Source organism: Sporolactobacillus shoreicorticis (assembly GCF_024125445.1).
GTDB classification, from domain to species: Bacteria; Bacillota; Bacilli; order Bacillales; family Sporolactobacillaceae; genus Sporolactobacillus; species Sporolactobacillus shoreicorticis.
The window spans coordinates 146171-166950 of record NZ_JAMXWM010000002.1 but is presented as its reverse complement, the minus strand read 5'-3'; the positions used below and the strand labels follow the sequence as shown (position 1 = coordinate 166950).

General features: G+C 42.9%; 28 protein-coding genes and 1 pseudogene. 11 read left to right on the top strand and 18 right to left on the bottom strand.

What is annotated here, in order from left to right:
* The gene (locus NIE88_RS02445; RefSeq protein WP_253058342.1) at positions 1–444 is read left to right on the top strand and encodes a PTS sugar transporter subunit IIA; all 444 of its coding nucleotides are present in this window, start codon (positions 1–3) and stop codon (positions 442–444) included.
* A gap of 303 nt (positions 445–747) precedes the next feature.
* On the opposite strand, the gene NIE88_RS02440 is transcribed toward NIE88_RS02445, so the two are convergent.
* The 13 genes from NIE88_RS02440 to NIE88_RS02380 form a co-directional block, all read right to left on the bottom strand.
* Positions 748–1614 (bottom strand): aldose epimerase family protein, encoded by an 867-nt coding sequence (locus tag NIE88_RS02440; protein WP_253058339.1) that lies wholly within the window; start codon positions 1612–1614, stop codon positions 748–750.
* A gap of 36 nt (positions 1615–1650) precedes the next feature.
* Positions 1651–2166 (bottom strand): galactose-6-phosphate isomerase subunit LacB, encoded by a 516-nt coding sequence (lacB, locus tag NIE88_RS02435; RefSeq protein WP_253058337.1) that lies wholly within the window; start codon positions 2164–2166, stop codon positions 1651–1653.
* A 35-nt stretch (positions 2167–2201) separates the two neighbouring features.
* Entirely contained in the window at positions 2202–2630 is a 429-nt protein-coding gene (gene lacA / locus NIE88_RS02430) for a galactose-6-phosphate isomerase subunit LacA (RefSeq protein WP_253058575.1), read from the bottom strand.
* Between the two features lie 651 nt (positions 2631–3281).
* Complete coding sequence (locus NIE88_RS02425; RefSeq protein WP_253058335.1) at positions 3282–4046, bottom strand: DeoR/GlpR family DNA-binding transcription regulator; 765 nt, start codon at positions 4044–4046, stop codon at positions 3282–3284.
* 180 nt (positions 4047–4226) lie between these two features.
* Positions 4227–5231 carry a tagatose-bisphosphate aldolase gene (lacD, locus tag NIE88_RS02420; RefSeq protein ID WP_253058333.1) on the bottom strand — a complete coding sequence of 335 codons (1005 nt, stop codon included), beginning with the start codon at positions 5229–5231 and terminating at the stop codon, positions 4227–4229.
* A gap of 56 nt (positions 5232–5287) precedes the next feature.
* Positions 5288–6697 carry a PTS galactitol transporter subunit IIC gene (locus NIE88_RS02415; RefSeq protein ID WP_253058331.1) on the bottom strand — a complete coding sequence of 470 codons (1410 nt, stop codon included), beginning with the start codon at positions 6695–6697 and terminating at the stop codon, positions 5288–5290.
* A 38-nt stretch (positions 6698–6735) separates the two neighbouring features.
* Positions 6736–7038 (bottom strand): PTS sugar transporter subunit IIB, encoded by a 303-nt coding sequence (locus tag NIE88_RS02410; protein ID WP_253058329.1) that lies wholly within the window; start codon positions 7036–7038, stop codon positions 6736–6738.
* Positions 7039–7088: 50 nt separating this feature from the next.
* Entirely contained in the window at positions 7089–7559 is a 471-nt protein-coding gene (locus NIE88_RS02405) for a PTS sugar transporter subunit IIA (protein ID WP_253058327.1), read from the bottom strand.
* 14 nt (positions 7560–7573) lie between these two features.
* Positions 7574–8500, bottom strand: a complete 927-nt coding sequence (gene pfkB / locus NIE88_RS02400; RefSeq protein WP_253058324.1) for a 1-phosphofructokinase — start codon at positions 8498–8500, stop codon at positions 7574–7576.
* A 71-nt stretch (positions 8501–8571) separates the two neighbouring features.
* Positions 8572–9087, bottom strand: a complete 516-nt coding sequence (gene lacB, locus NIE88_RS02395; protein WP_253058322.1) for a galactose-6-phosphate isomerase subunit LacB — start codon at positions 9085–9087, stop codon at positions 8572–8574.
* 32 nt (positions 9088–9119) lie between these two features.
* Positions 9120–9548 (bottom strand): galactose-6-phosphate isomerase subunit LacA, encoded by a 429-nt coding sequence (gene lacA, locus NIE88_RS02390; protein WP_253058320.1) that lies wholly within the window; start codon positions 9546–9548, stop codon positions 9120–9122.
* Between the two features lie 137 nt (positions 9549–9685).
* The gene (locus tag NIE88_RS02385) at positions 9686–9952 is read right to left on the bottom strand and encodes a hypothetical protein (protein WP_253058318.1); all 267 of its coding nucleotides are present in this window, start codon (positions 9950–9952) and stop codon (positions 9686–9688) included.
* A gap of 304 nt (positions 9953–10256) precedes the next feature.
* A complete protein-coding gene (locus NIE88_RS02380) occupies positions 10257–11015 on the bottom strand; it encodes an SDR family oxidoreductase (RefSeq protein ID WP_253058316.1) in 759 nt (252 codons plus the stop codon).
* Between the two features lie 105 nt (positions 11016–11120).
* On the opposite strand from NIE88_RS02380, the gene NIE88_RS02375 reads away from it, so the two are divergent.
* A complete protein-coding gene (locus NIE88_RS02375; RefSeq protein ID WP_253058314.1) occupies positions 11121–11495 on the top strand; it encodes a MerR family transcriptional regulator in 375 nt (124 codons plus the stop codon).
* An 80-nt stretch (positions 11496–11575) separates the two neighbouring features.
* On the opposite strand, the gene NIE88_RS02370 is transcribed toward NIE88_RS02375, so the two are convergent.
* Positions 11576–12262, bottom strand: coding sequence for an SDR family NAD(P)-dependent oxidoreductase (locus tag NIE88_RS02370; protein ID WP_253058311.1), 687 nt, complete (start codon positions 12260–12262; stop codon positions 11576–11578).
* Between the two features lie 130 nt (positions 12263–12392).
* Between NIE88_RS02370 and NIE88_RS02365 the strand changes: the two genes are divergently transcribed.
* The 9 genes and pseudogenes from NIE88_RS02365 (at position 12393) to NIE88_RS02325 (ending at position 17590) form a co-directional block, all read left to right on the top strand.
* Positions 12393–12755 carry a winged helix-turn-helix transcriptional regulator gene (locus NIE88_RS02365; RefSeq protein WP_253058309.1) on the top strand — a complete coding sequence of 121 codons (363 nt, stop codon included), beginning with the start codon at positions 12393–12395 and terminating at the stop codon, positions 12753–12755.
* 295 nt (positions 12756–13050) lie between these two features.
* Positions 13051–13371 (top strand): PadR family transcriptional regulator, encoded by a 321-nt coding sequence (locus NIE88_RS02360; RefSeq protein ID WP_253058566.1) that lies wholly within the window; start codon positions 13051–13053, stop codon positions 13369–13371.
* Between the two features lie 4 nt (positions 13372–13375).
* A pseudogene (locus NIE88_RS02355) lies at positions 13376–13746 on the top strand (DUF1048 domain-containing protein).
* A gap of 145 nt (positions 13747–13891) precedes the next feature.
* Positions 13892–14239, top strand: a complete 348-nt coding sequence (locus NIE88_RS02350; RefSeq protein WP_253058307.1) for a DUF1048 domain-containing protein — start codon at positions 13892–13894, stop codon at positions 14237–14239.
* 9 nt (positions 14240–14248) lie between these two features.
* On the top strand, positions 14249–14599 hold the full coding sequence (locus tag NIE88_RS02345) for a DUF1048 domain-containing protein (RefSeq protein WP_253058305.1): 351 nt from the start codon (positions 14249–14251) through the stop codon (positions 14597–14599).
* A gap of 16 nt (positions 14600–14615) precedes the next feature.
* The gene (locus tag NIE88_RS02340; protein ID WP_253058303.1) at positions 14616–15374 is read left to right on the top strand and encodes an ABC transporter ATP-binding protein; all 759 of its coding nucleotides are present in this window, start codon (positions 14616–14618) and stop codon (positions 15372–15374) included.
* Positions 15375–16142: an ABC transporter permease gene (locus tag NIE88_RS02335; RefSeq protein ID WP_253058293.1), complete on the top strand. Its 768-nt coding sequence runs from the start codon at positions 15375–15377 to the stop codon at positions 16140–16142.
* Positions 16143–16576: 434 nt separating this feature from the next.
* A complete protein-coding gene (locus tag NIE88_RS02330) occupies positions 16577–17011 on the top strand; it encodes a MarR family winged helix-turn-helix transcriptional regulator (protein ID WP_253058291.1) in 435 nt (144 codons plus the stop codon).
* A gap of 54 nt (positions 17012–17065) precedes the next feature.
* On the top strand, positions 17066–17590 hold the full coding sequence (locus NIE88_RS02325) for an NAD(P)H-dependent oxidoreductase (protein WP_253058289.1): 525 nt from the start codon (positions 17066–17068) through the stop codon (positions 17588–17590).
* Between the two features lie 184 nt (positions 17591–17774).
* Here NIE88_RS02325 and NIE88_RS02320 read toward each other — a convergent pair whose 3' ends face one another.
* The 4 genes from NIE88_RS02320 to NIE88_RS02305 form a co-directional block, all read right to left on the bottom strand.
* Positions 17775–18140: a DUF4180 domain-containing protein gene (locus tag NIE88_RS02320; protein WP_253058287.1), complete on the bottom strand. Its 366-nt coding sequence runs from the start codon at positions 18138–18140 to the stop codon at positions 17775–17777.
* A 2-nt stretch (positions 18141–18142) separates the two neighbouring features.
* On the bottom strand, positions 18143–18394 hold the full coding sequence (locus tag NIE88_RS02315; protein ID WP_253058285.1) for a helix-hairpin-helix domain-containing protein: 252 nt from the start codon (positions 18392–18394) through the stop codon (positions 18143–18145).
* Between the two features lie 440 nt (positions 18395–18834).
* The gene (locus tag NIE88_RS02310; protein WP_253058283.1) at positions 18835–19332 is read right to left on the bottom strand and encodes a hypothetical protein; all 498 of its coding nucleotides are present in this window, start codon (positions 19330–19332) and stop codon (positions 18835–18837) included.
* A 524-nt stretch (positions 19333–19856) separates the two neighbouring features.
* Entirely contained in the window at positions 19857–20525 is a 669-nt protein-coding gene (locus NIE88_RS02305; protein ID WP_253058281.1) for a type 1 glutamine amidotransferase, read from the bottom strand.
* Positions 20526–20780 lie beyond the last annotated feature (255 nt).

The window sequence follows — 20780 nt, the reverse complement described above, 5'->3', positions numbered from 1 at the left end:
ATGAAAAGAATTGTTGTTTCAGGTCACGGCACCTTCGCATCCGGAATCAGGGGATCTCTTGAAATGCTGGCAGGAAAACAGGATTCAATTCAATGGATTGATTTTGAAGAAACCATGTCTCAGGAGCAGTTGCGCGATCAATTTTCCAAAGCCATTGATGAAGCGTTCGAGCAGGGCAATGAGATGTTGTTTTTCACAGACATTCCCGGTGGCACGCCATATAAAGTGGCGGCCGAGTTCGCCGCTCAATCGGAAAAGGTTGCGTTGGTCGGAGGATGCAATACCGGCTCGCTTCTCGAAAGTATTTTTGTTAAAGAAAAACTGTCGCTCGACAAACTTGCCGATCAACTTGTGACTTCCACTCAAAATTCAGTTTCACGTTTTGGGGCGACGGCGGATATATTTGACGCGTTTACCCCCGACGAAGATGATGATGGGATTTAAACACCATGGAAACACAAAGATCATGCAATTTAATTAACCGGGCTGAGAGGAACCAAGTATCTTTCTCTCGGTTTTTTTATCATTCATTATTATTATGTTAGCGTAAGATCAAGCTCATGTACTATTCATGTTTGATTGAATTCATTAACTATTTATATACAGCAAAACCTCCAAAAGTGAACATTTGGTCGCTTTTGAAGGTTTGTTTGTTTTTCTGCAGTGACATCGTTGTTGCACGATTATACCTTATCTTGCCGCAAGCGAAATCCACTGATTCTTACTAGACTTAACGAGTGAGTTTGCTCAGACGGCTTCTAAAGAATACGTAACCGACAATTGGATTGACGCTTCGGATGGTACGTAAATGAGTTCTTTTCCGGAGTTGTACTCATCTTTTTTAGCTGTCCACGGTTCAACACAAACATAATCTTTGTCTTCTTCAGTCCATAGGACAATATAGCGATACTCCGGACTTTTTTCAATAACCAGCCGAGTGGAATCATCGAAGTTACATGCAATACGTTTTGACGTATCCTGGAAAACGACCGGTTCCACAAGCGGCGCCATGTCAATGTGCCCGTCAAAAGGTTTTGTTTTCAAATCATTGTAATCAAGATATTGATCAGCAGTTGTTTCAACCGTTAACTGCTTGTTCTTAATTCCAAAGTACGGATGATAACCCGGGTATACTGGCATCGGATGATCTGAGCGGTTCTCAATTTCCTGATGAACGGATAATTTTCCTTCAGCCAGCTCATAGGTAAAGATGACATTGAAGTTGAAAGGGAATGAACCAAACGTCTCGTCATCACTTGCAAAGGAAAGTTTCAGGCTTGCCCGGTCATCATTCGCATTTGATGAAATGAATGTGAACGGTCGTGTTCGGGCAAGTCCATGATTTGCCATTTTATAGCACTTTCCATCCAGCGGGTAGCTGCCATTCGTTAATTGTCCGCCCATTGGAAAAAGCACGGGAATACCTCCGCGCACATTTTTTGAACGATTAAAGAGCGTCTCCGTATTAATATAGAGCACATCTCTTTCTAAGGTTCGAAAGGCACTGACGATTCCGCCTCTTTCCGGACAGATGTCAGCGAAAGCTCCTTTCCCGGACAAACGAATAAAGGTCAACCCATTCTCCTCATATGTTGAAACTTCATAATTAGACATACATATACCCCTTTGCTCAGCTGTTATTTGGAAAAATTAATCGTGGTAGTAGCCTTCATCCCACTTTTTATTATATTCGTCAAAGATGTGGTCATTGGTGATCGCTTCATCGCTCACCGGAATCGCGCTGATCTTCTTGATTAACGCTTCGCTTTCTTCCGTTGGTTTGTACTTCGCTTCAAGGAAAGCATCCACAATGTTTTCAATCAAGCCGACACCGGAAATACGGCCGCCCATTCCAATCACATTGGCATTCAGATGCTCTTTCGCATAAACCGCCGTACCAACATCGCGAACAAGCGCTGCTCGGATTCCCTTGACTTTATTGACACTGTTTGTAATCCCGACACCTGTGCCGCAAATCGTGACGCCAAGATCAACCTTGCCTGTGGCGACCAGAGCGCCGACCTTGCGTCCGTAAATCGGATAGTGCGTCCGCACTTTGTCATACGTACCCACGTCAGTGACTTCATAACCTTTTTCTTTGAGATACTCTACCATATGATCCTTAATTTCCGTAACAATATGGTCACAGCCAATAGCTACTTTCATGCTTATACGCTCCTTTAAGTTCTTTTTTTCTTCACTCAGCACATTCTGTCTAACATATCAACACGAACTTGATGACGTCCGCCTGCGTACTCATTTTCAATGAACGCATCCGCGCAGCCTTCTGCCAAACGTTCCCCGACAACACCAGATCCGAGTGTAATCATCGAAGCATTATTATGGCTCCGTGTCATCTTGGAAGAATGTTCATCCGAGGTTTCTGCAACAATGACGCCTTTAAACTTCGTTGCGACCATGAATGAGCCGGCACCGTATTCGTCAATCGCAATTCCGCGATCTCCTTCACCTGCTTGAATCGCTTTCGCCACTCGTGACGCTGATTCCACAAAATCAATATCCTGTTCAGGTGTTTTATCAATGATCGTATAGCCTTTACCTTCCAAGTACGTCTTTAAATGCTCTTTTAAGGCATAACCTTTCGCATCTGCTCCTAGAATTACTTTCATCATCCATTTCCTCCTCTTTCTTCAAATTATTGTGAACGCGGTTTGGTACAGCAGCATCTGTGCATAAATGTTTTATTTTGTTCACTTATGTTTCATTTTTATCATACCACTTTTTGAAAAAAGAGAACACCGAAAACAGTCACATTCACTGTTTCGTAATAATTTTTATCAGAAACGTGAATTTGTCGTTTGTATGCTAAGGTGCAACCTATTCATCATTTTCGTCGAACCGTGCTTCGGATAATTACCATACACGTAGAAAACGGTGCTTCATTCTCCAATCGCCTCATGATAAGGAAACTGGCAAGTAATACGAAAAACCATGCAAAAAGCGCCGTTTATTACTCCTCAGGATATGGTGGTTTTCGCATGCATACAGGATATATGCATGCTTAGCAAAAATTCCTTTTACCTTGGAGATATGGCTTTGAATCCGTTTTCAACAGTGTGCAACTGGGGGCAATCCGGGAACCCTTTTTAAGCAAGCCAATTGCTGCGGGACTCTCTTGGTTCGCAGGAGTCCGTTACCCGCACGTTTGATTCACACCCTTTGCCTTGTAAAATTATATATACTCGCTCTCTTTTCTTACAAAAAAAAACAACAGGAGCACCATTGCCTCCCGTCTCTTTTATACACATTTGTCGACTGAATCATTTGATCAGCTTAACTTTGTTGCTATAGTAACGTACAAATTGAGGATCAATGGAGGGATCTGTAATGATAGCGGTCAGTTGGCGAACATCATACAAATTGTGAAAAGCCTCCACACCAAATTTGGTGCTGTCTGCTAAAATAAATGTTTCAGCTGCATGATCCAGAATAATTTTTTGGGCAATACCCTCATCCTCGTTCGCCGTGGTTACATTCATTTCAGAAATACCATTGGTTCCAATGAATGCTTTAGTCACATTAAACTCCTGCAGCATCTTGTTTGTAAAATAGCCGACAAAGGTTTCTGTACGGGCACGATAGCGGCCACCAACCAAAATTAATTCAAATCGTGGTGCATCATTTTTAAACTGTTCAAATACAGACACTGAATTAGTTACAATATCTAAATGTTTGAACTGAATGCTATTTAAGTAATCATGAATAAAACCGGCAGTCGTGCCCGGACCTATGAATACAACATCCTTGTCCTCAATCAATTCTGACGAACGTTGCGCAATGTACTTTTTCTTTTCGACATTGATTTCCCTTTTTTGAATATGGGACAATTCGTGATAACTGACCGCACCTTTCTTTCTTGCTCCACCATGGATTCTGTCAATTAAGTTCCTTTCTTCAAGATCAGCCAGATCCCGGCGAATCGTCATTTCAGTCACATCCAGCTTTTTAGCCAGATCCGAAACACTGGCCACTTCATTAATCTCAAGGTCTCTAAGAATTGCTTGATATCTCTCTTCTTTTAACATCGCATCCTCACTTCATTCTGGGCAGATTTCATAACAGATAATGATCTATTATAATACAAAAAGCTTATGATTTCTTCTGACCTCAAGATGGAAGATCAATTGAAGAAAACCATAAGCCAATCGCGTACCTGTTAAGAAATTGACTTGATTTGTTGATTTGATGCATTCATTAAGAGAACATCAGTCAACAATAATTTTGTCTTTTCCCCCATACGCGTCATACCAAGGCTTGGCACTTTTGGCAAGAACACGATTCAAGTCATCAATATTCTTTTTGCCGACGGTGCTTAACCATTCAATTGCGCCTTTCTCGCCTTGCTTGCCATAAGCATCGATTCCATCACGCCATGTAGCGCGGCCGCAAAGCACACCATTGAATTGCGAACCGGCTTCACGAGCGAACACAAGCGTTTTTTGGAACAGCTCCGCAGTAACTCCTGCACTCAGAAATATATATGGAACTGTTGCTACATCATTCAATTGCTTAAAGTAGCCTGTTGCCTCTTCCTTGGTATATACATGAGGATTCTCGCCAATGCTTTCCACACGACTCATATCAACAGGTACTTCCAATTTAAGCACATCAACATTGTAACGCGTCTGTGTGAACTCTTTGACTGCTTTAATCACTTTTTGAGGCTTTAATTTTGCATACTCTGTTTTATCGGATACATTCGCATCATAAGTAAGCAGTTCGAGAAAAAATGGAATATCCTCAGCCACACATTCAGAACCGACCCGTTCAACAAATGCCTTTTTCTTATCATTGATCTTCTCGCCTTCATCGGCATCATAATAGACAAGGATTTTAACGGCATCACTGTTTTCCTCGCGGATTCTTTTTGCCGACCACAATGGCAGCAAGTCAGGAAGGCGGCCGACTTCTGTTACATCATACCCTGTTTTTTCATACGAAGTAATTAGTCCGCAGTTGACATCGCGGTTTCTTCCTGCCGAAAGTCCAAACTCAGGATCCAGAAGAATGGAGCTTGCGTAAGGGGTCAAAGTTTTGGAAACCAGTGTTTTAAAATCAGATAGTTCCTGCTCCGTAGCTTCTTTGCCCTGGGCAGCACCAATCATTTTCCGAAGTGAGCCACGCTGATCAATGGCCAAAGCCGCAATAATTCCGTTCTTATCTGATAATTTGTTGAGTGCAGTAAATTTACCTTTAGAAATTTGCTTCATCCGTTCATCACTCCCAAATGAAATGTGCAGGAGATAATTCTGCACATTCGTAATCATTATTTATTCTGTTCTGCTTCAGCATAAGCGCGGTTTCTTTTCTTCATTTGGAAAGCGTACCAGATGAAAATCAGAATATACGCGGCGATTGCTAGTAATGAATACAAAATGAATTGAATATTTCCCTGTGATGCATGACCGACAAGAATAGCCAGTAATTTTTCAATCGGTCCTTCCATCGTCGAATGTGAAATCATTTGCGTTGACGGAATGCCTGCCGGGAATGCGCCAACCGCTTTTGCGGTGGCCGTCACAAACGGCGCGATCATCGTACCGGAGATTAAGAATACAGGAAGACCGATCGCGCCAATGACAATCATACGGATCAGTTTGCCGCGTGTCACGACAAGCAATGCCGGTGTAAAGCCCATGGCGATAATTCCGCCCAATGGGAGGATACGGTTGCCCGGCAGAACCAGGGCTTCAAGGAGCATGATTGGTGCCAAAACATTGGCAGCCGCCCATATTTCCGCACGACCGGCGATGAACGGCCAGTCCAATCCGATGTTAAAGGTTCTGCCTTTCAAACGTTTGCTGGCGAAGTTCGAAATACCTTGTGACAGCGGTTCAACGGCAGCGATAAACCAAGCACCGATCATTGAGAACAACTCAAGGCAGACAGCTGCTGTGAACGCAAGCGTTGCCGTATCTTTAACGGACTGGTGAGACAGAATACCGATGAAAATACCGAGATAAACACCAATGGCAAACTTACTGCCCCAAAAACCAATTTTCTTGTTCAATTTTGCAGCATCAAAATCATATTTATCTAAGAATGGCAAGAATTTGTCAAAGAACTTGTCAAAAACCATAATGATTGGATTCATCATATAGTTCATATGAGTCGTCGTCATTGGATTCGTTTTTGGCGCATTCAATAAATCATTAAAAGTTGGCTTCATCAAATCCGAGTTGATAATTTTCAAAATCCCAATGAGTATTACAAGTAATGTTGCAATAAAGAGATTGTGTCCAAAATACAAAACAAGAAGACCGACAACAGACAGATGCCAGATATCAAAAATATCCACATCCAACGTATTTGTTTTTTTCAACGTCAGCATCACTAAGTTAATCAGCACAACGATAAGCAAGAAATAAAGCGTGTAAGCAGAACCCCATGTAATCGTCGCGACCGGGGCCCAGCCGACATCCGTGATAGATAGATTTATGCCTGTAGACTCGACAAACTGAGTCAACGCTTTTGAAAAAGCACTTGTCAAAATATTAATGATTGCACTGATACCGGTCAAGGCGATGGCTAATTTCAGACCGCCTTCAACGGCCTTCGTCCATTTAACGCCGAGGCACAGAGCAAGTACCGTCAAAATGATAAACATTAATGGCGGAGCCCCAAGACTCATAATTGGCTTAAACACCGAGTTTGCAAACTCAATAATTGTGTTCATAGATATAGTTCCTCCCGAAACAGAATGAATAACAGTCTTTATTTACTAATCGACTTAATAACCTTTTCCAATTCATCGAAAACCGGTGCGGACATTGCCGGCATTCTGTAAAGAATCGGACCAGCTTCGACAACTGGAATCGAAATGTCAAAACCGAGATCAGGGGTCGAGATCGGCGCGAAGATATCGTATTTGCTGATCATTTCTTCGTTAACATCTTTAATCATCACCGCATCGGCCTGAACATCATAACCACGGTTTCTCATTTCCTCTTCAACAGCATCCTTAATCTGATGACTCGAATTTACTCCCGCACCACATGCAGCTAAAACCTTAATCATAAAAAATCACTCCTCAAATTAGTTGAATTTGTATTAATAACCGAACTGGGTCAATTTGTAATAAACTGATATATTTCTTCCTTGGTTTTCAAAGTGTTCAGTTGTGATACTTTATCTCCAGTTGTGAAGAATCCCATTAAGTAAGAAAGCAAATTGGTCTGACTGTTTTTTTCATCGTTCAAAATGAAAAAAGCATATTTTACAGGAACTGTCTTGTCCGGTGAAATCATATTATGAAACTCGATCGGTTTCTCCAAACGTGCCACGGCAACGCCTTTCCAATTGCAAAAGTCTACTTCTGTGTGCGGAATCGCCACACTTAATGAATCAGGATTCACAACACTTAAGTCCAACCCTGTCGGAAACTTTTTTTCTCGTTCCGTCATCGCTTCGATATATCCCGGGTTGACCCGTTTCTTCTCAAGCAATTTTGAGCCGACTGATTGAAACAGTTCTTCAAATGAAGAAACATCTTCAAAAAAAATCAAATCCGGATCAAATAATTTTTCTGCATCCGCCATTTTTTCTCCTCCGATCACTCAAGAACGCGTAGCGTAATTCTTTCCTTGAAGTCCTCAACCTGATCCGCCTGAACGTACCCGGTCTTCTCTTCAGTAGCATTTAATGTGCCAAAGGTAACTCCGTACTTCAATGCCTCCTCAGGTGAAAGGCCTCTGTCCAACCCATAAGCGAGGCCGGCAATCATAGAATCACCGGAACCAACAGGGTTTACCGCATAAATCTTCGGGGGCTTCGCAACAAATGCCCGGCCGTCAACATAACCCAAAGCGCCGTCCTTTCCCAGAGATACGACAACATAGGTTACACCCATACTTGCCAGTTTTTTCACGCCTGCAAGTACATCGGCTTCTGTATTAATTTCCGTGCCCATAATGGCCGCAAGTTCTTCCTGATTCGGTTTAATGAGGTACGGATGAGCCTTAATCCCTAATTCAAGTGCTTCTCCGCTCGTATCAAGCAGAAATTTTTTGTTTTTTTTCGTTGCCCGTTCGATCAATTTCTGATAAAACGATTTGGACAACCCTTTAGGCAGACTGCCTGAAGCCGTAACAATGCTCGCCTGATCAAGAAGTCGGTCAAATTCATGAAAAAACGCCTCAGCTTCTTCTTCATCGATGGAGGGACCGCTTTCAAGAATTTCGGTTTGGTTGCCTTCGTGCATAATAGCAAGACAATGACGCGTGTTGCCTTTGATGTGTACAAAATCATGATGAATGGATGACCAGTCAAGCTCCTGTTCAATAAACTCGCCAGTTTTTCCTCCAAGCAGACCCGTAGCGCAAACATCCGCGTTCACGCATTTTAGAACACGGGTCACATTTAAACCTTTTCCGCCTGCTGTTTTGATCACACGGTCACATCGATTCACCGTATCGATTTTCAGTTCATCAAGCTGATAGCTCATGTCAATAGCCGGGTTCAAAGTCAAGGTTAGTATCAATACAATTCCTCCCGTAAAAAAGCAATGCATTATGCGTTCATTGACAAAGGCAGAGGAAACAGCCTATTTCATTAATCGTGATAGTAGCCTTCGTCCCATTTCTTGTTGTATTCGTCAAAGATGTGGTCATTCGTAATCGCTTCATCGCTCACCGGAATCGCGCTGATCTTCTTGATTAACGCTTCGCTTTCTTCCGTCGGTTTGTACTCCGCTTCAAGGAAAGCATCCACAATGTTTTCAATCAGGCCGACACCTGAAATACGACCGCCCATACCGATCACATTGGCATTCAGATGCTCTTTCGCGTAAACCGCCGTACCGACATCACGCACAAGCGCTGCCCGAATCCCTTTCACCTTGTTGACACTGTTTGTAATCCCGACACCAGTGCCGCAAATCGTGATCCCAAGATCAACCTTTCCCGTGGCGACCAGAACGCCGACCTTGCGTCCGTAGATCGGATAATGGGTTCGCACTTTGTCGTACGTACCGACATCGGTGACTTCATAGCCCTTCTTCTTCAGGTACTCTACCATATGATCCTTAATTTCCGTAACAATGTGGTCACAGCCAATAGCTACTTTCATGCTTATACGCTCCTTTAAATTTTTTTCTTTACTCAGCACATTCTATCCAACATATCGACACGAACTTGATGACGTCCGCCGGCGTACTCATTTTCAATGAATGCATCCGCGCAGCCTTCTGCCAAGCGTTCACCGACCATGCCAGATCCGAGCGTAATCATCGAGGCATTGTTGTGGCCGCGAGTCATTTTTGACGAATGCTCGTCTGATGTTTCTGCAACAATAACGCCTTTAAACTTCGTTGCAACCATGAATGAACCGGCACCATATTCGTCAATGGCGATTCCTCGATCGCCTTCCTTTGCCTGTATCGCCTTTGCAACGCGGGAGGCAGAATCCACAAAATCCAGATTATCTTCCGGGGTTTTGTCAATCACCGTATACCCTTTGTTTTCCAAATATGTTTTCAAGTGTTCTTTTAACGCATAGCCTTGCTTATCTGCTCCTAAAATGACCTTCATTTTATTTTCTCCTTTCGATTGACAAAAAATTACTTTACTTATCCTGCGATTAAATTCAAATTATATTCGTAAATGTTTTTCCCATCTATCACCTCAATTTTCATTCAAAATGTTTTATTAAGTTCTATATTGTTCTTTTATTTGCGATTAAAGTATAACATGCAACCGTTAACAAAACAATAGAGAACATTTATTTGCTTTTTTATTTTTTCTAATGATGCAGTATTTTTCATATGCACGTTCCATCCCAACAAAAAATTAAAATAATATGTATATTTTGAGCCTTCTTCCAGATTGGCATCATCGATGTTGAAAGTCACACGCGCACGTCCTTCAATAATCCTGGAAGCCGTTTGCATGCGGTAGATGTCCAGCTGATCTGTTTCTGAATCGCCGATATTCATAATTAGGTCTCTATAAAAAACTCTGTCTAAACAGGAATTCCTCCACGATAAAAGAAACTATAACGCGTTGAAGCAGCAAATGTTCCATAAACGATCACCCTAATTTTCCAAACAAACAGATCAAAGGGGCTGCCCCGCCCATAAAACAAGCAAGGTGCTCTACAGAATATTCAATTCGTAGAATACCTTGCTTTATAATGAAACATTGAGGTTCAGCGTCCTATTCATCAACACCGGTTTCAACAGTACTCGGTATGTCCGCACTTGGACTCATCAAAGATGATTTTGGCGTAATTATCCACTGTCAAGCTTGATCCGTCGGTCGAATCACCACTTCGTTGATCGCCATTCGACGTGGACTCGTTACGATGAAACGAACCGTATTGGCAATATCATCGGCCTGCAGCTCCTCAACCTTGCCAAACATCTGTTCGAATGCTTCATTTTCACCAACTCGATGATCAAACAGTTCAGTCGCCGTTTTTCCAGGCTCAACAACTGTAAAGCGTATATGCTGACGGGCATATTCCTGGCGCCAGGCTTCAGTAGCCGCTGTTACAGCAAATTTAGTTGCCGAATAAATAGCCACCTGCGACGCCGCGAAACGACCGGCAACCGAAGAAATGTTGACGACATCGCTGACTCTCCTGTCGTTTTTCTGAGCACTTTCTCTGAGATAGGGCAAAGCCGCTTTAGTTAGATACATCAAACCGCGAAGGTTAATATTCACCATCGCATCCCAATCCCCCACAGGTGTTTCAATGGAATCTCCATTCAGCATAACACCTGCAGCATTAACCAAAAGGTCAAGCGCTCCATATTTTTTAATCGTTTCGTCCACAACCCGAATCGCCTCATCGTTGGACGTCAGATTCGCTTCGATAGGAAGTGCCTGTCCATTGTTATTCTCAATTTCAGCCGCCAGATCATTTAATTTTTGTTTTCGACGAGCAACCACCACAACGTTACTCCCTGCAGCAGCCAGATTTTTAGCAATCGCCCGCCCGATACCACTCGAAGCTCCTGTAACAATGGCCACCGTATTTTGTAAGTTATTCGCCATTCTAAACTCCTCTTTTCTTTCATGAACTTATTTCTTGACCGGTTTCAATGTACACCTTAAAGTAAGGTTTAATGCAAGAAAAAGTTGATCATAGGGAGGAAAGAAATGACTATTGACGAGGCCAGCAAAAAAACAGGATTGCCAAAATCAACGATACGCTACTATGAAAAGCTTAATATCGTTCCACCGATTAAGCGCAATAAAAATGAAGTAAGGGTATTTGACAATACGGATATTGAATGGCTGTTATTTGTGAAACAAATGCGCGGAGCCAATGTTTCAATCAAAGCCTTGGTTCGCTATATTTCACTGTTCAAAGAAGGAGGTTCCTCTATTAAAAGCAGAATTAAACTGCTAACGGACGAGTTGCACAAACTTCAAGCACATATTTTCGGCTTGCAGGCGGCCGAGCACAGTTTGAGTAAAAAAATTGAAGAATATCGCACGCATGTGATTCCTACCGAACAAAAGTTAGTTTAATGCAGATAAAACCTATCTTTGTAAAATCCGTCATGTTGAATCTTCATATTCATTCTACTTAAGAGCATTTTGGATAGGTTTTATCGAATAACGGTTTCATGGGTCACTCCTTCAGGATATACTTCCTCTCCATAACGATTTTCCGAATATTTTTCATACCATAATTTCGCAACCGATTCAGGATCATTTAATTCTCCCGTACCTGCTTTCAGGAATATGCCCAAAGAAATATGCCCGACAAAAATGTTTTTCTCGGTTAATTCAGTCTGGAGATTGCTGATATAACTTCTTAATCCTGCTTTCGCGATACTTGAATCCGCCATCTGCGGATTGGGGTAAATGGCGGAGAGTCCGGTTGTAAAAAGCAAAGCCCCACTTTTTCTTTTCAGCATAGACGGCAAAACCTGATTGGTGCAGCGAATAGCGGCCACAACATTTCCAATAAAAGCATCTTCTGCTTGCTCCGCTTGTAGCTCCAATACCGAAGTAGGTCGATAATGACCGGCCGTTGGGCTGAACTCTAATAGATCAACGTCGCCATACATTTTATAAATGACCTGAAAGGCACTGGTGATTTGATCTTTATCATAAATATCGGCAATATGATAGGATGCCTTTACACCGTCATGTTCCAATTCAGACTTCATTTCCGACAGCTTCTTTTCATTGCGAGCGACTAAAGCAATTTGAAAATCATGTTTCCCGAATTGGCGGGCTAATGACAGTCCTAAAAGTCTGCCCGCCCCAACGATAGCCATTGTTTTCATCGTCATTATTCCCCTCTCACTTCTTAAATCATTTGCATTTACATCGTCTATTTCGTTCTGTACTATTAGTATAAGTTTTGGTATTCAAAAAGTAAGTACGCACATTTTTGTGCCCTAAGAAGGAGAAAAAATGACAACTAAGATCTATAAAGGAAACTGTCCGGTAATCGATGCTCTGACCATTATTGGCGGTAAATGGAAATTGCCTTTGCTGTGGCATTTGGCTAATAACCAAAGCGGCATTCGGTATAATGCACTGAAGCGAAAACTGGATGGCATCACAAACATTATGCTGACACGCTCACTAAGAGAGCTGGAAGAAGATGGACTTGTTACACGTGTTCAATACCCAGAGATTCCTCCCCATGTGAACTATTCATTGACTGAACAAGGTGAAAAACTAATCCCCGCTTTATTGACGATCAAAGAATGGGGTGAGCAGCTTCAGGAAAGTAAAAATGATTGGGGCAAAAAAGCATCTTCACACTCATGATCGTTACCGGTTTTGAAACTCACTCAAATTCTTTTTAAATTACCCCTTCTTTACGCAACGGGCAGCAACACCATCAAAAAGTTCTATTAGTCTATAGCTATGATCATTACACAATAATCCACCTTCATTTGATGATGAAAAAGGTTACATCATCGTTTTTCCTGTTCTGAGAAAATCATAATCGTTGAAATTTACATTACGAGCAAACTTGACAAAAAATCTACTCTGTATTACTATATAGTAGTAATAAGTGATACTGCATACAAGTCATACAAAATAGTAAAAGGTGATTATACTGGAAAATCTAACGGAAATGCTCAAAGGTGTGCTTGAAGGCTGTGTTCTTGAGATTATAAACCGCGGAGAAACCTACGGCTACGAAATCACGCGGCGGCTGAATGCGCTCGGTTTCACCGATGTTGTGGAGGGAACTGTCTACACCATTTTGGTACGGCTTGAGAAAAATAAACTCGTGAATACAGAAAAAAAACGATCCGATATGGGGCCACCGCGCAAATTTTTCGTGCTCAACGACGCGGGACGTAAGGAACTGCGGATATTCTGGAAAAAATGGGCGTTCGTCTCTTCAAAAATGAATGAGTTAAAGGAGGAATAAACAAATGTCTGGGTTTTTTAACAATTATCTCAATATCAAAAAAATAATTGAAAGCAAGCACGAGTACAAGCAACAGATGGCAAGAGTAAAAGCTCTCCCCGATGATTATCAATATGTATTTAAAAAATTGAGAGACACATGTGGATGTTCGCAGCAGGACCTGGCTATGACATGATGAAGATCCATTATGATCTGATCGGACTGTTCGAAGAAGGTGTGGCGGAAGGTAAACATGTTTTGGAGATTACAGGCGAAGACGTGGCCGCATTCTGCGACGCGCTTATGCGCAACGCCAGAACATACACGGAAGATTGGCGCGAGGCGCTTAACCGCGACATACTGAAAAAACTCGGAAAGAAAAGTGATTCTAAATAATAGAAATCACAATTCAAGTGAAGAATTTAAGTTTTAAAAGGAGTCGACTTTTTGGTATGGCGAGATTTCCATCCAACAGCGCGGCGCGCAAAGAACTGCGGGCGTTCGCCTCTTCAAAAATGAATGAGTTAAAGGAGAGAAAGCAATGAATTTTTGGGAAATGGTCACCGGCAGCGACATGACTAAAGAAATGAAAACATTTGAAGCGCGGGCCAAAGAACTGCCGGCTGATTACCAAGCAGCATGGGAACAAATTAAGACCAATCTTTGGTCGCACTCCGACTTCACCGGTCGCAACCTCATGCCAATTCTTGACGGTGTGCTTGGTCTTCTTGAGGAAACAGCTGCGGACGGTCAGAGCGTTCAAGAGGCTTTGGGTGAGGATATCAAAGACTTCTGTTCAGCCCTGGCCGGTGAAGAAGGCGCAAGGTCTTTTCGTGAAAGGTGGCGCCAGCAGCTCAATAATAATATCACCAAAAAATTAAGTAAATAGGAGGATAAGATGAGCATACAGGATATCATTCAAGGTAAAAAAAAGTGGCGGGCGCATATGGCACGTGTCAAAGTGCTTCCGAAAGATTATCAGATTGTTTATAAAGAGATTCAAAAATATTTCTTCAAGGTCGGTCCTGTTGAGATGACTGATGATACGGGTTTACTCTCGGGAATTGTCGATCTTTTTGAAGAAGGCGCGTCCTTGGGAAAAGGTGTGCTCGAAGTGACCGGCAGAGATGTAGCGGCCTTCTGTGACGATCTAATCAAAGATTCAAAAACATACACTGACATCTATCAAGAAGCTGTTAATCAAGAAGTCAGCAAGGCAATGAAAAAGGTTACGGACAAAAAGAAGTAAAAAGGAGGATCTCAGGATGGAAAAGTCAATCCAAGTTAAAGAGCTTAAAAAATCCTTTAAACAGCACCAGGTTCTCAAAAGTGTAACTTTTGATGTGGGAAAAGGCAGTATTTTCGCCCTGCTTGGTTCCAATGGCGCGGGCAAGACAACAATTGTCAAAATACTCGCCACGCTGCTCAAACCGGATGGGGGAAACGCCGCCGTCAACAACTTTGATGTAACGGCAAAATCCGAAAAGGTGCGGCAGTCAATCAGCCTGACCGGACAATTCGCCGCCGTGGATGAAATTTTGACCGGGCGGGAAAATTTGATCATGATCGCCAGACTGCGCCACCTGAAAAATTCACGTCAGGTGGCAGATGATTTGCTGAACCGTTTCGGTTTGGTCGATGCCGCCGACCGCAGAGCCTCTACCTATTCAGGCGGTATGCGCCGCAGACTCGACATCGCTATGAGCCTAGTCGGGAAACCGCGGCTCATCTTTCTCGACGAGCCGACCACCGGGCTTGACCCCGAGGCACGCATCGAAGTTTGGAACGTTGTCAAAGAACTTGCAAACAGCGGCACAACGGTATTTTTAACCACGCAATATTTAGAGGAAGCCGAACAGCTTGCGGATCAAATCGCCATTCTGCATGAAGGACGGATTATCGTGAGCGGTACGCTCGAAGAACTGAAAAAACGGTTTCCGCCCGCGAAGGTGGAATATATTGAAAAACAGCCGAGCCTGGAGGAAATCTTCCTGGCCATCATCGGCAAAAAGGAGGAAAAATAAATGGAAACTGTAAAGAACCATTTTCTTGGCGACATCGGGGTCATGCTTGGAAGTTCCATGCGGCATATTACCCGCAGCATGGACACCATCATCACAGTCACCATCATGCCGATCGCTTTTATGCTGCTATTCGTCTATGTATTCGGCGGTGCCATCCAAACCGGTACGGACGACTATGTCAATTACCTGCTGCCCGGCATCTTGCTGATTGCCATAGCAACCGGAACCTCTTATACGGCTTATCGTCTGTTTATGGATATGCAAAGAGGCATCTTCGAACGATTCAAGTCCATGTCGATTGCACGTTCGGCCACACTTTGGGGACATGTCCTGACCTCACTGGTATCCAACGCAATTTCGGTTGCCGTCATTATTCTCGTCGCACTTGTTATGGGCTTTCGCTCGTCAGCAGGAGTGCTCTCATGGCTTGCCATAGCCGGTATACTCGCATTGTTTACACTGGCCCTGACCTGGACCGCAGTGATTGTCGGCCTGTCCGCAAAATCGGTGGATGGTGCAAGTGCTTTCTCCTATCCAATTGTTTTCCTGCCGTTTATCAGTTCAGCGTTTGTGCCCACCGAATCAATGCCGCCTGCCGTTCGCGCCTTCGCCGAAAACCAGCCGATGACTGCAATTGTGGATGCTATCCGTGCGCTACTGTCCGGTCAGACAGTTGGAAACGATCTATGGGTCGCGCTTGCGTGGTGCATCGGTATTATGCTTGTAGCCTATATCTTCGCAATGCGCGCATATAAAAAACGGGTTTAAAAATTGCCCATTGCATCTCTGAACGCAAGTGCAGATCTCTAACCATCTATGAAAATCGGGCTCAAGGCTGCATTTTGAGCCCGATTTTTGCTTTCCTTTTAGCTCCCTCAGTCTCGCAGTGAGTCAATGATGAGCAAAGTTCAACTGTTTCATCATACCAAAAAAAGCACTTCTCAAGTGTGCGGCGAGCTCAACAGCGGCTCATTTCACCGTATACGATTGCACCATTTAGATCACACAAAATGGGCGGCGATGCTTAATCCTTTCCTGTGCTTGATAAGTCAATACCTTCGCCTCCTGACCCAGCCGCGAAACGTCAATCCAACTGACTGAGTTGTCGTTTCTGTTCAATTAATTTTCACCAAATGCCTTTTTATTGACCTCTATTAAATGATATAGTAATTTGTATATGCAAACGAATTGAGGTTGAGAAAATGAGCGAAGAAAACCAGCTACTGACCCGTTGTCTCTATTTTACCGCCAGCCGGTTTGCCCGAAATATGACAAGGCTCGCTGAGAAAACGTTTGAGGCCGACGATCTTGCCCCGACTTATCTTTACTTAATCATGATCGTCAAATTTAATCCCGGTATCCGGCAAAAAGAATTGTGCCGTAAATTGTCCATTGCTCCTTCAACCAGTACACGATTTGTCAGTAAGCTGGAAAAACGAAAGCTGGTGACACGAACTTCAGGTGGGAAGGACACCTATATTACACTAACCGATTCAGGAGAAGCCGTTTACAGCCGTTTTCAACAGTCTCTTGAAGTGTTGTTTGCCCGTTATTCTGCGATTCTTGGCAGTGAGTTCAGCACTAATTTAAGTAAACGACTTTACGAAGCAAGCGTAAAGCTAGAACAGAATTACTAGTTTTTTTAATTAATCATTTGCATATACAAACATGAAAGGAAGCTTTACAACACAATGAAACTATTGGATATTGTCGCTCATCCTCATTTAGAACAATCCGTGATAAACAAAGCATGGATGAATCGTTTGCAAAGAGAACCGCAGATCACCGTCCATGATCTTTATGGAACCTACCCGAATAAAATCATTGATGTGGCAAAAGAACAGCAGCTGCTGACCGAACATGATCGAATCGTTTTTCAGTTTCCGATGTACTGGTACAGCAGTCCCTCTCTGCTTAAGGAGTGGCAGGATGTCGTACTCACACATGGCTGGGCCTATGGATCAAACGGAACAGAGCTTAGAGGAAAAGACTTCCTGCTCGCTATATCCATTGGTGGCTCAGGGAATAATTATCAGGCCGGTGGTGCCAATCAATTCAGTGTCAGTGAACTCGTCAAACCATTCCAGGCGATGGCCAATCTGACAGGGATGCGCTTCCTGCCCATTTTCCAAAAAACAGGAGTGAATCTGTTCTCAAACAAGGAAGTGCGGCAAAGCGCCGACGAATTGGCCGCCTATCTAAAAGCAGAGCATTGATTACGCGCGGCGATAAAAGGCAGCATGCAGACCCAACTATTCACACGATTCACATAATATAAAATAGCCGCCACCGATAAGATGGCGGCTATTAAGCATGCACGAACTTAAACTAGCGATAATCGACAACCGGAATCTATAGATATTAAGAAACTCCGCATCTAAAACGTCATAATACCTATACTCACAGCGGCTCATAGGTACCTCCCAGCTTTCTCACGGCTTCGTTCTCGTCCGCAACAAAGTATAGGTGTTGGCCCTTATTGCATTCGTACATATAATCACGAAGTGACTTGCTTGTGTATTTCGAGAAATCTCCTATGATGGCAAGCCGATAGCCATAGTTGACGAATTTCTGCATGACCTCGCCCGCAAAGCCTGATGACAGCCGAAAGAAATCCTCGCTAACGACGCTCTTGTTGATTGCGATTTTCGTAACCTTATGCCTGTATCCGACTGACGCAATGAAGTCGAGCGCAGACCGCGCGTCGGTTATGAGCGGCGCTTCACTCGTGACAACAGCAATATCATCAATGATTTTTGTATCCATAGTTAATCCTTCCAATCCCACCAGTTTTGTTTATCAGATGATAACTGCCCGCCGTGGTCGGCATAATACACCGCCAGCCGGCAACAGTACAAAGCACATCGATCCACGGTTATTCCTTGCGCGGTACAATCGGCGATGCAGACATTATCAGGATTTTTGCCTCTCAGCGATTCAATCGTTGGGAACCCCGCCTTTGTCAAATGCTCCGCCATATTTTTTCCAATACCGGGGATTTTCGTTAGTTCCGATCTCATATCATTGCCCTCTCATTAAGTGTCTTTACTCGCTTCAATCACTGTAAAGCTTTTGCATTCAATAAAAAGCTGACATCCCTGTTTTTCAATACAACGACAAATATCACTGCCGACCGGGCAAAGGCTTCCATAGCTTCACTGGTCTGAACGTCCTCAAAATTAAATCTGATCGATGGCTTTCAAGCGTTTCAGCCATTTCAAGACACAATCATTCTTAAAAAGACTTAGAAGGTTCCATCGCAGAACCGCTCGGCCCGAATGGCACCCATGATCAACGCAAGAATACACTGTTCATCCAGAACATCAACGGGAGCGTGTCCCATCGAATCTATTCCCCATTTCAGGCCATAACGATTCAGTATCTCTCCATAATCTATAAGCCGATATTCAGGATGACACGCCGAAAACTGATAAAAATCGGCAACAAATTGATCGACAAGTTAATTGAATTTTACGTAGGGCAACCGAAATGGATGTTCGTGCTTTCCATCACCTTCTTTATCGATCAACCATTTGCCAAACGATGTTGCTTCAGAAATTTTTCCGATATATTTTGTAAGCACATGAAACCTGCTCAACGCCCCGTTGTCGCCTGTGAATTTTGACCAGTCATTAAAAATAAGCAGCAGCTCATCATTTAAATCGGCACCTTTTAATCCCTCGTCATAATTATGAGTGACGCCGGTTACCGCTTCAGAGAGCCGGCGAAGTTCACTTTCTGTCTCAGCTGCGAAACCGACCGGACTTATGCGCACGCCGCACCGTTTCCAAAGCTGTCGTACGGTCGAGGATCGTCGCTGAAAATCCATTTTGAAAACATTCCGCCATAGCCACAGCAGATCCTGCGCCTGTACAAAACTATATTCGCTGCCCTTTAAGGCAAGTGCGACCCTATTTGCTAAGGATAAATCATCCTCAACAATCAATAATTGTTTCATTGTATTGTCCTCACTTAATCGATTCTCGTGACCTGCTGCATCTTTCCGTTGTTTCGAGTTGGTAAAAAAAACTTTTATTAATAAATGTACCGTGCTGATCCATAATTTACGTGTTTAAAAATGAATGCACATGCTTTTTCACACAGCGAAGTTGCTCATCACTTTCCATAGCATTTCTTATCCTTTCGTCCGCTACCGCAAGGATAAGGATCATTGCTTCCAATTTTATCACTTTCTCTTTCTTCTAAAATAATCGCATATAAAAAAATCATGAATATTAGCCTGAAAATTTCAATTTCTCGGTTGATAATTGTTTATCAGATAAGCAAGATAAATACAAATTCATTGAGTTGATCATCCGTATGCGCCATATCAATCGTCATTATGAATCAAACAACAGACTAAATCCCTCTGCCATGCCCGACACTAAAGCGAGGCAGGTTCGGAGAATTTCAAAATGCATTCGTGTAAAATGCCTTGCCTCATTGGAGCCATGTCCACGATTTGTCCAATCCAATGTCCATTCAATTTGTAATATAGTCTAATAACTGAAACATAACTTCCCTATTTTCCTTTGGAATGGGGTAGTTCAAAATATCCTCAGGTGATTGCTTTAATAAAGATCCCTCTGTGTACTGACCATCGTTCACAACAATCTCGCGTACATCATCCGCTTGCGGTTCGAAATGAAACTGTAATCCTATGACTCTATGATTCATCACAAAACCCTGATTTTCTAGCAAATCACTTGAAAACAGCAGTTCCGCTTCTTCTGGAATCTCAAACATTTCTTCATGCCAATGCAGCGCAACCAGTTTTTTAGGAAGATCAGGAATAGCATTGCTTTTCAAGTACACCGGAGCCCACCCCACTTCTTTTGCAGGTGATTTTCCAATCGTGTACCCTAGTGTTTTCGCAATTTGTTGCGCGCCAAAACACGCTCCGAAAATAGGAACATTCTGATTTAATAACTTTTGAATAAGCTTGCGTTCATTCAAAATCCATTCATTGGAATCGTTGGGGCTCATTGGTCCTCCTAAAATGATCAGCATATCTGTCTGATCAGCAGTTGGTAAAATACCATCAAATTGATAAGGATGATAGATATACAGCTCATGTCCTCCGCTTGTCGACCACTCTTTAATTGAACCCGGTCCTTCGTTAGGTGTATGTTGTAACACGTTTATTCGCATGTTCTTGCCTCCATCATGTTAATTTTTTGAAAAGTAAACCTTACGACCATTCCAGCGAATTCTGTGTCCTAAGATCAACGTAAACGGAATACTATATCGGCACCCATCCCAAGACAAGCTACAGTGATCACATTTTCCCGATTTGATTATCAAGAAACAGTGTATCGATTTAATCAAGCATATAGTCATTTTTAGGATCATAACAGTGAGGAAAGTAAACCAGTTAAAATCGAGCATCCGGCCGGCGCTGTGCAA

Coding starts and splice junctions, on each gene's coding strand:
- NIE88_RS02445 (WP_253058342.1), top strand. CDS start 1: ATGAAAAGAATTGTTGTTTCAGGTCACGGCACCTTCGCATCCGGAATC.
- NIE88_RS02440 (WP_253058339.1), bottom strand. CDS start 1,614: ATGTCTAATTATGAAGTTTCAACATATGAGGAGAATGGGTTGACCTTT.
- lacB (WP_253058337.1), bottom strand. CDS start 2,166: ATGAAAGTAGCTATTGGCTGTGACCATATTGTTACGGAAATTAAGGAT.
- lacA (WP_253058575.1), bottom strand. CDS start 2,630: ATGAAAGTAATTCTAGGAGCAGATGCGAAAGGTTATGCCTTAAAAGAG.
- NIE88_RS02425 (WP_253058335.1), bottom strand. CDS start 4,046: ATGTTAAAAGAAGAGAGATATCAAGCAATTCTTAGAGACCTTGAGATT.
- lacD (WP_253058333.1), bottom strand. CDS start 5,231: ATGAAGCAAATTTCTAAAGGTAAATTTACTGCACTCAACAAATTATCA.
- NIE88_RS02415 (WP_253058331.1), bottom strand. CDS start 6,697: ATGAACACAATTATTGAGTTTGCAAACTCGGTGTTTAAGCCAATTATG.
- NIE88_RS02410 (WP_253058329.1), bottom strand. CDS start 7,038: ATGATTAAGGTTTTAGCTGCATGTGGTGCGGGAGTAAATTCGAGTCAT.
- NIE88_RS02405 (WP_253058327.1), bottom strand. CDS start 7,559: ATGGCGGATGCAGAAAAATTATTTGATCCGGATTTGATTTTTTTTGAA.
- lacB (WP_253058322.1), bottom strand. CDS start 9,087: ATGAAAGTAGCTATTGGCTGTGACCACATTGTTACGGAAATTAAGGAT.
- lacA (WP_253058320.1), bottom strand. CDS start 9,548: ATGAAGGTCATTTTAGGAGCAGATAAGCAAGGCTATGCGTTAAAAGAA.
- NIE88_RS02385 (WP_253058318.1), bottom strand. CDS start 9,952: ATGAATATCGGCGATTCAGAAACAGATCAGCTGGACATCTACCGCATG.
- NIE88_RS02380 (WP_253058316.1), bottom strand. CDS start 11,015: ATGGCGAATAACTTACAAAATACGGTGGCCATTGTTACAGGAGCTTCG.
- NIE88_RS02375 (WP_253058314.1), top strand. CDS start 11,121: ATGACTATTGACGAGGCCAGCAAAAAAACAGGATTGCCAAAATCAACG.
- NIE88_RS02370 (WP_253058311.1), bottom strand. CDS start 12,262: ATGAAAACAATGGCTATCGTTGGGGCGGGCAGACTTTTAGGACTGTCA.
- NIE88_RS02365 (WP_253058309.1), top strand. CDS start 12,393: ATGACAACTAAGATCTATAAAGGAAACTGTCCGGTAATCGATGCTCTG.
- NIE88_RS02350 (WP_253058307.1), top strand. CDS start 13,892: ATGAATTTTTGGGAAATGGTCACCGGCAGCGACATGACTAAAGAAATG.
- NIE88_RS02345 (WP_253058305.1), top strand. CDS start 14,249: ATGAGCATACAGGATATCATTCAAGGTAAAAAAAAGTGGCGGGCGCAT.
- NIE88_RS02340 (WP_253058303.1), top strand. CDS start 14,616: ATGGAAAAGTCAATCCAAGTTAAAGAGCTTAAAAAATCCTTTAAACAG.
- NIE88_RS02335 (WP_253058293.1), top strand. CDS start 15,375: ATGGAAACTGTAAAGAACCATTTTCTTGGCGACATCGGGGTCATGCTT.
- NIE88_RS02330 (WP_253058291.1), top strand. CDS start 16,577: ATGAGCGAAGAAAACCAGCTACTGACCCGTTGTCTCTATTTTACCGCC.
- NIE88_RS02325 (WP_253058289.1), top strand. CDS start 17,066: ATGAAACTATTGGATATTGTCGCTCATCCTCATTTAGAACAATCCGTG.
- NIE88_RS02320 (WP_253058287.1), bottom strand. CDS start 18,140: ATGGATACAAAAATCATTGATGATATTGCTGTTGTCACGAGTGAAGCG.
- NIE88_RS02315 (WP_253058285.1), bottom strand. CDS start 18,394: ATGAGATCGGAACTAACGAAAATCCCCGGTATTGGAAAAAATATGGCG.
- NIE88_RS02310 (WP_253058283.1), bottom strand. CDS start 19,332: ATGAAACAATTATTGATTGTTGAGGATGATTTATCCTTAGCAAATAGG.
- NIE88_RS02305 (WP_253058281.1), bottom strand. CDS start 20,525: ATGCGAATAAACGTGTTACAACATACACCTAACGAAGGACCGGGTTCA.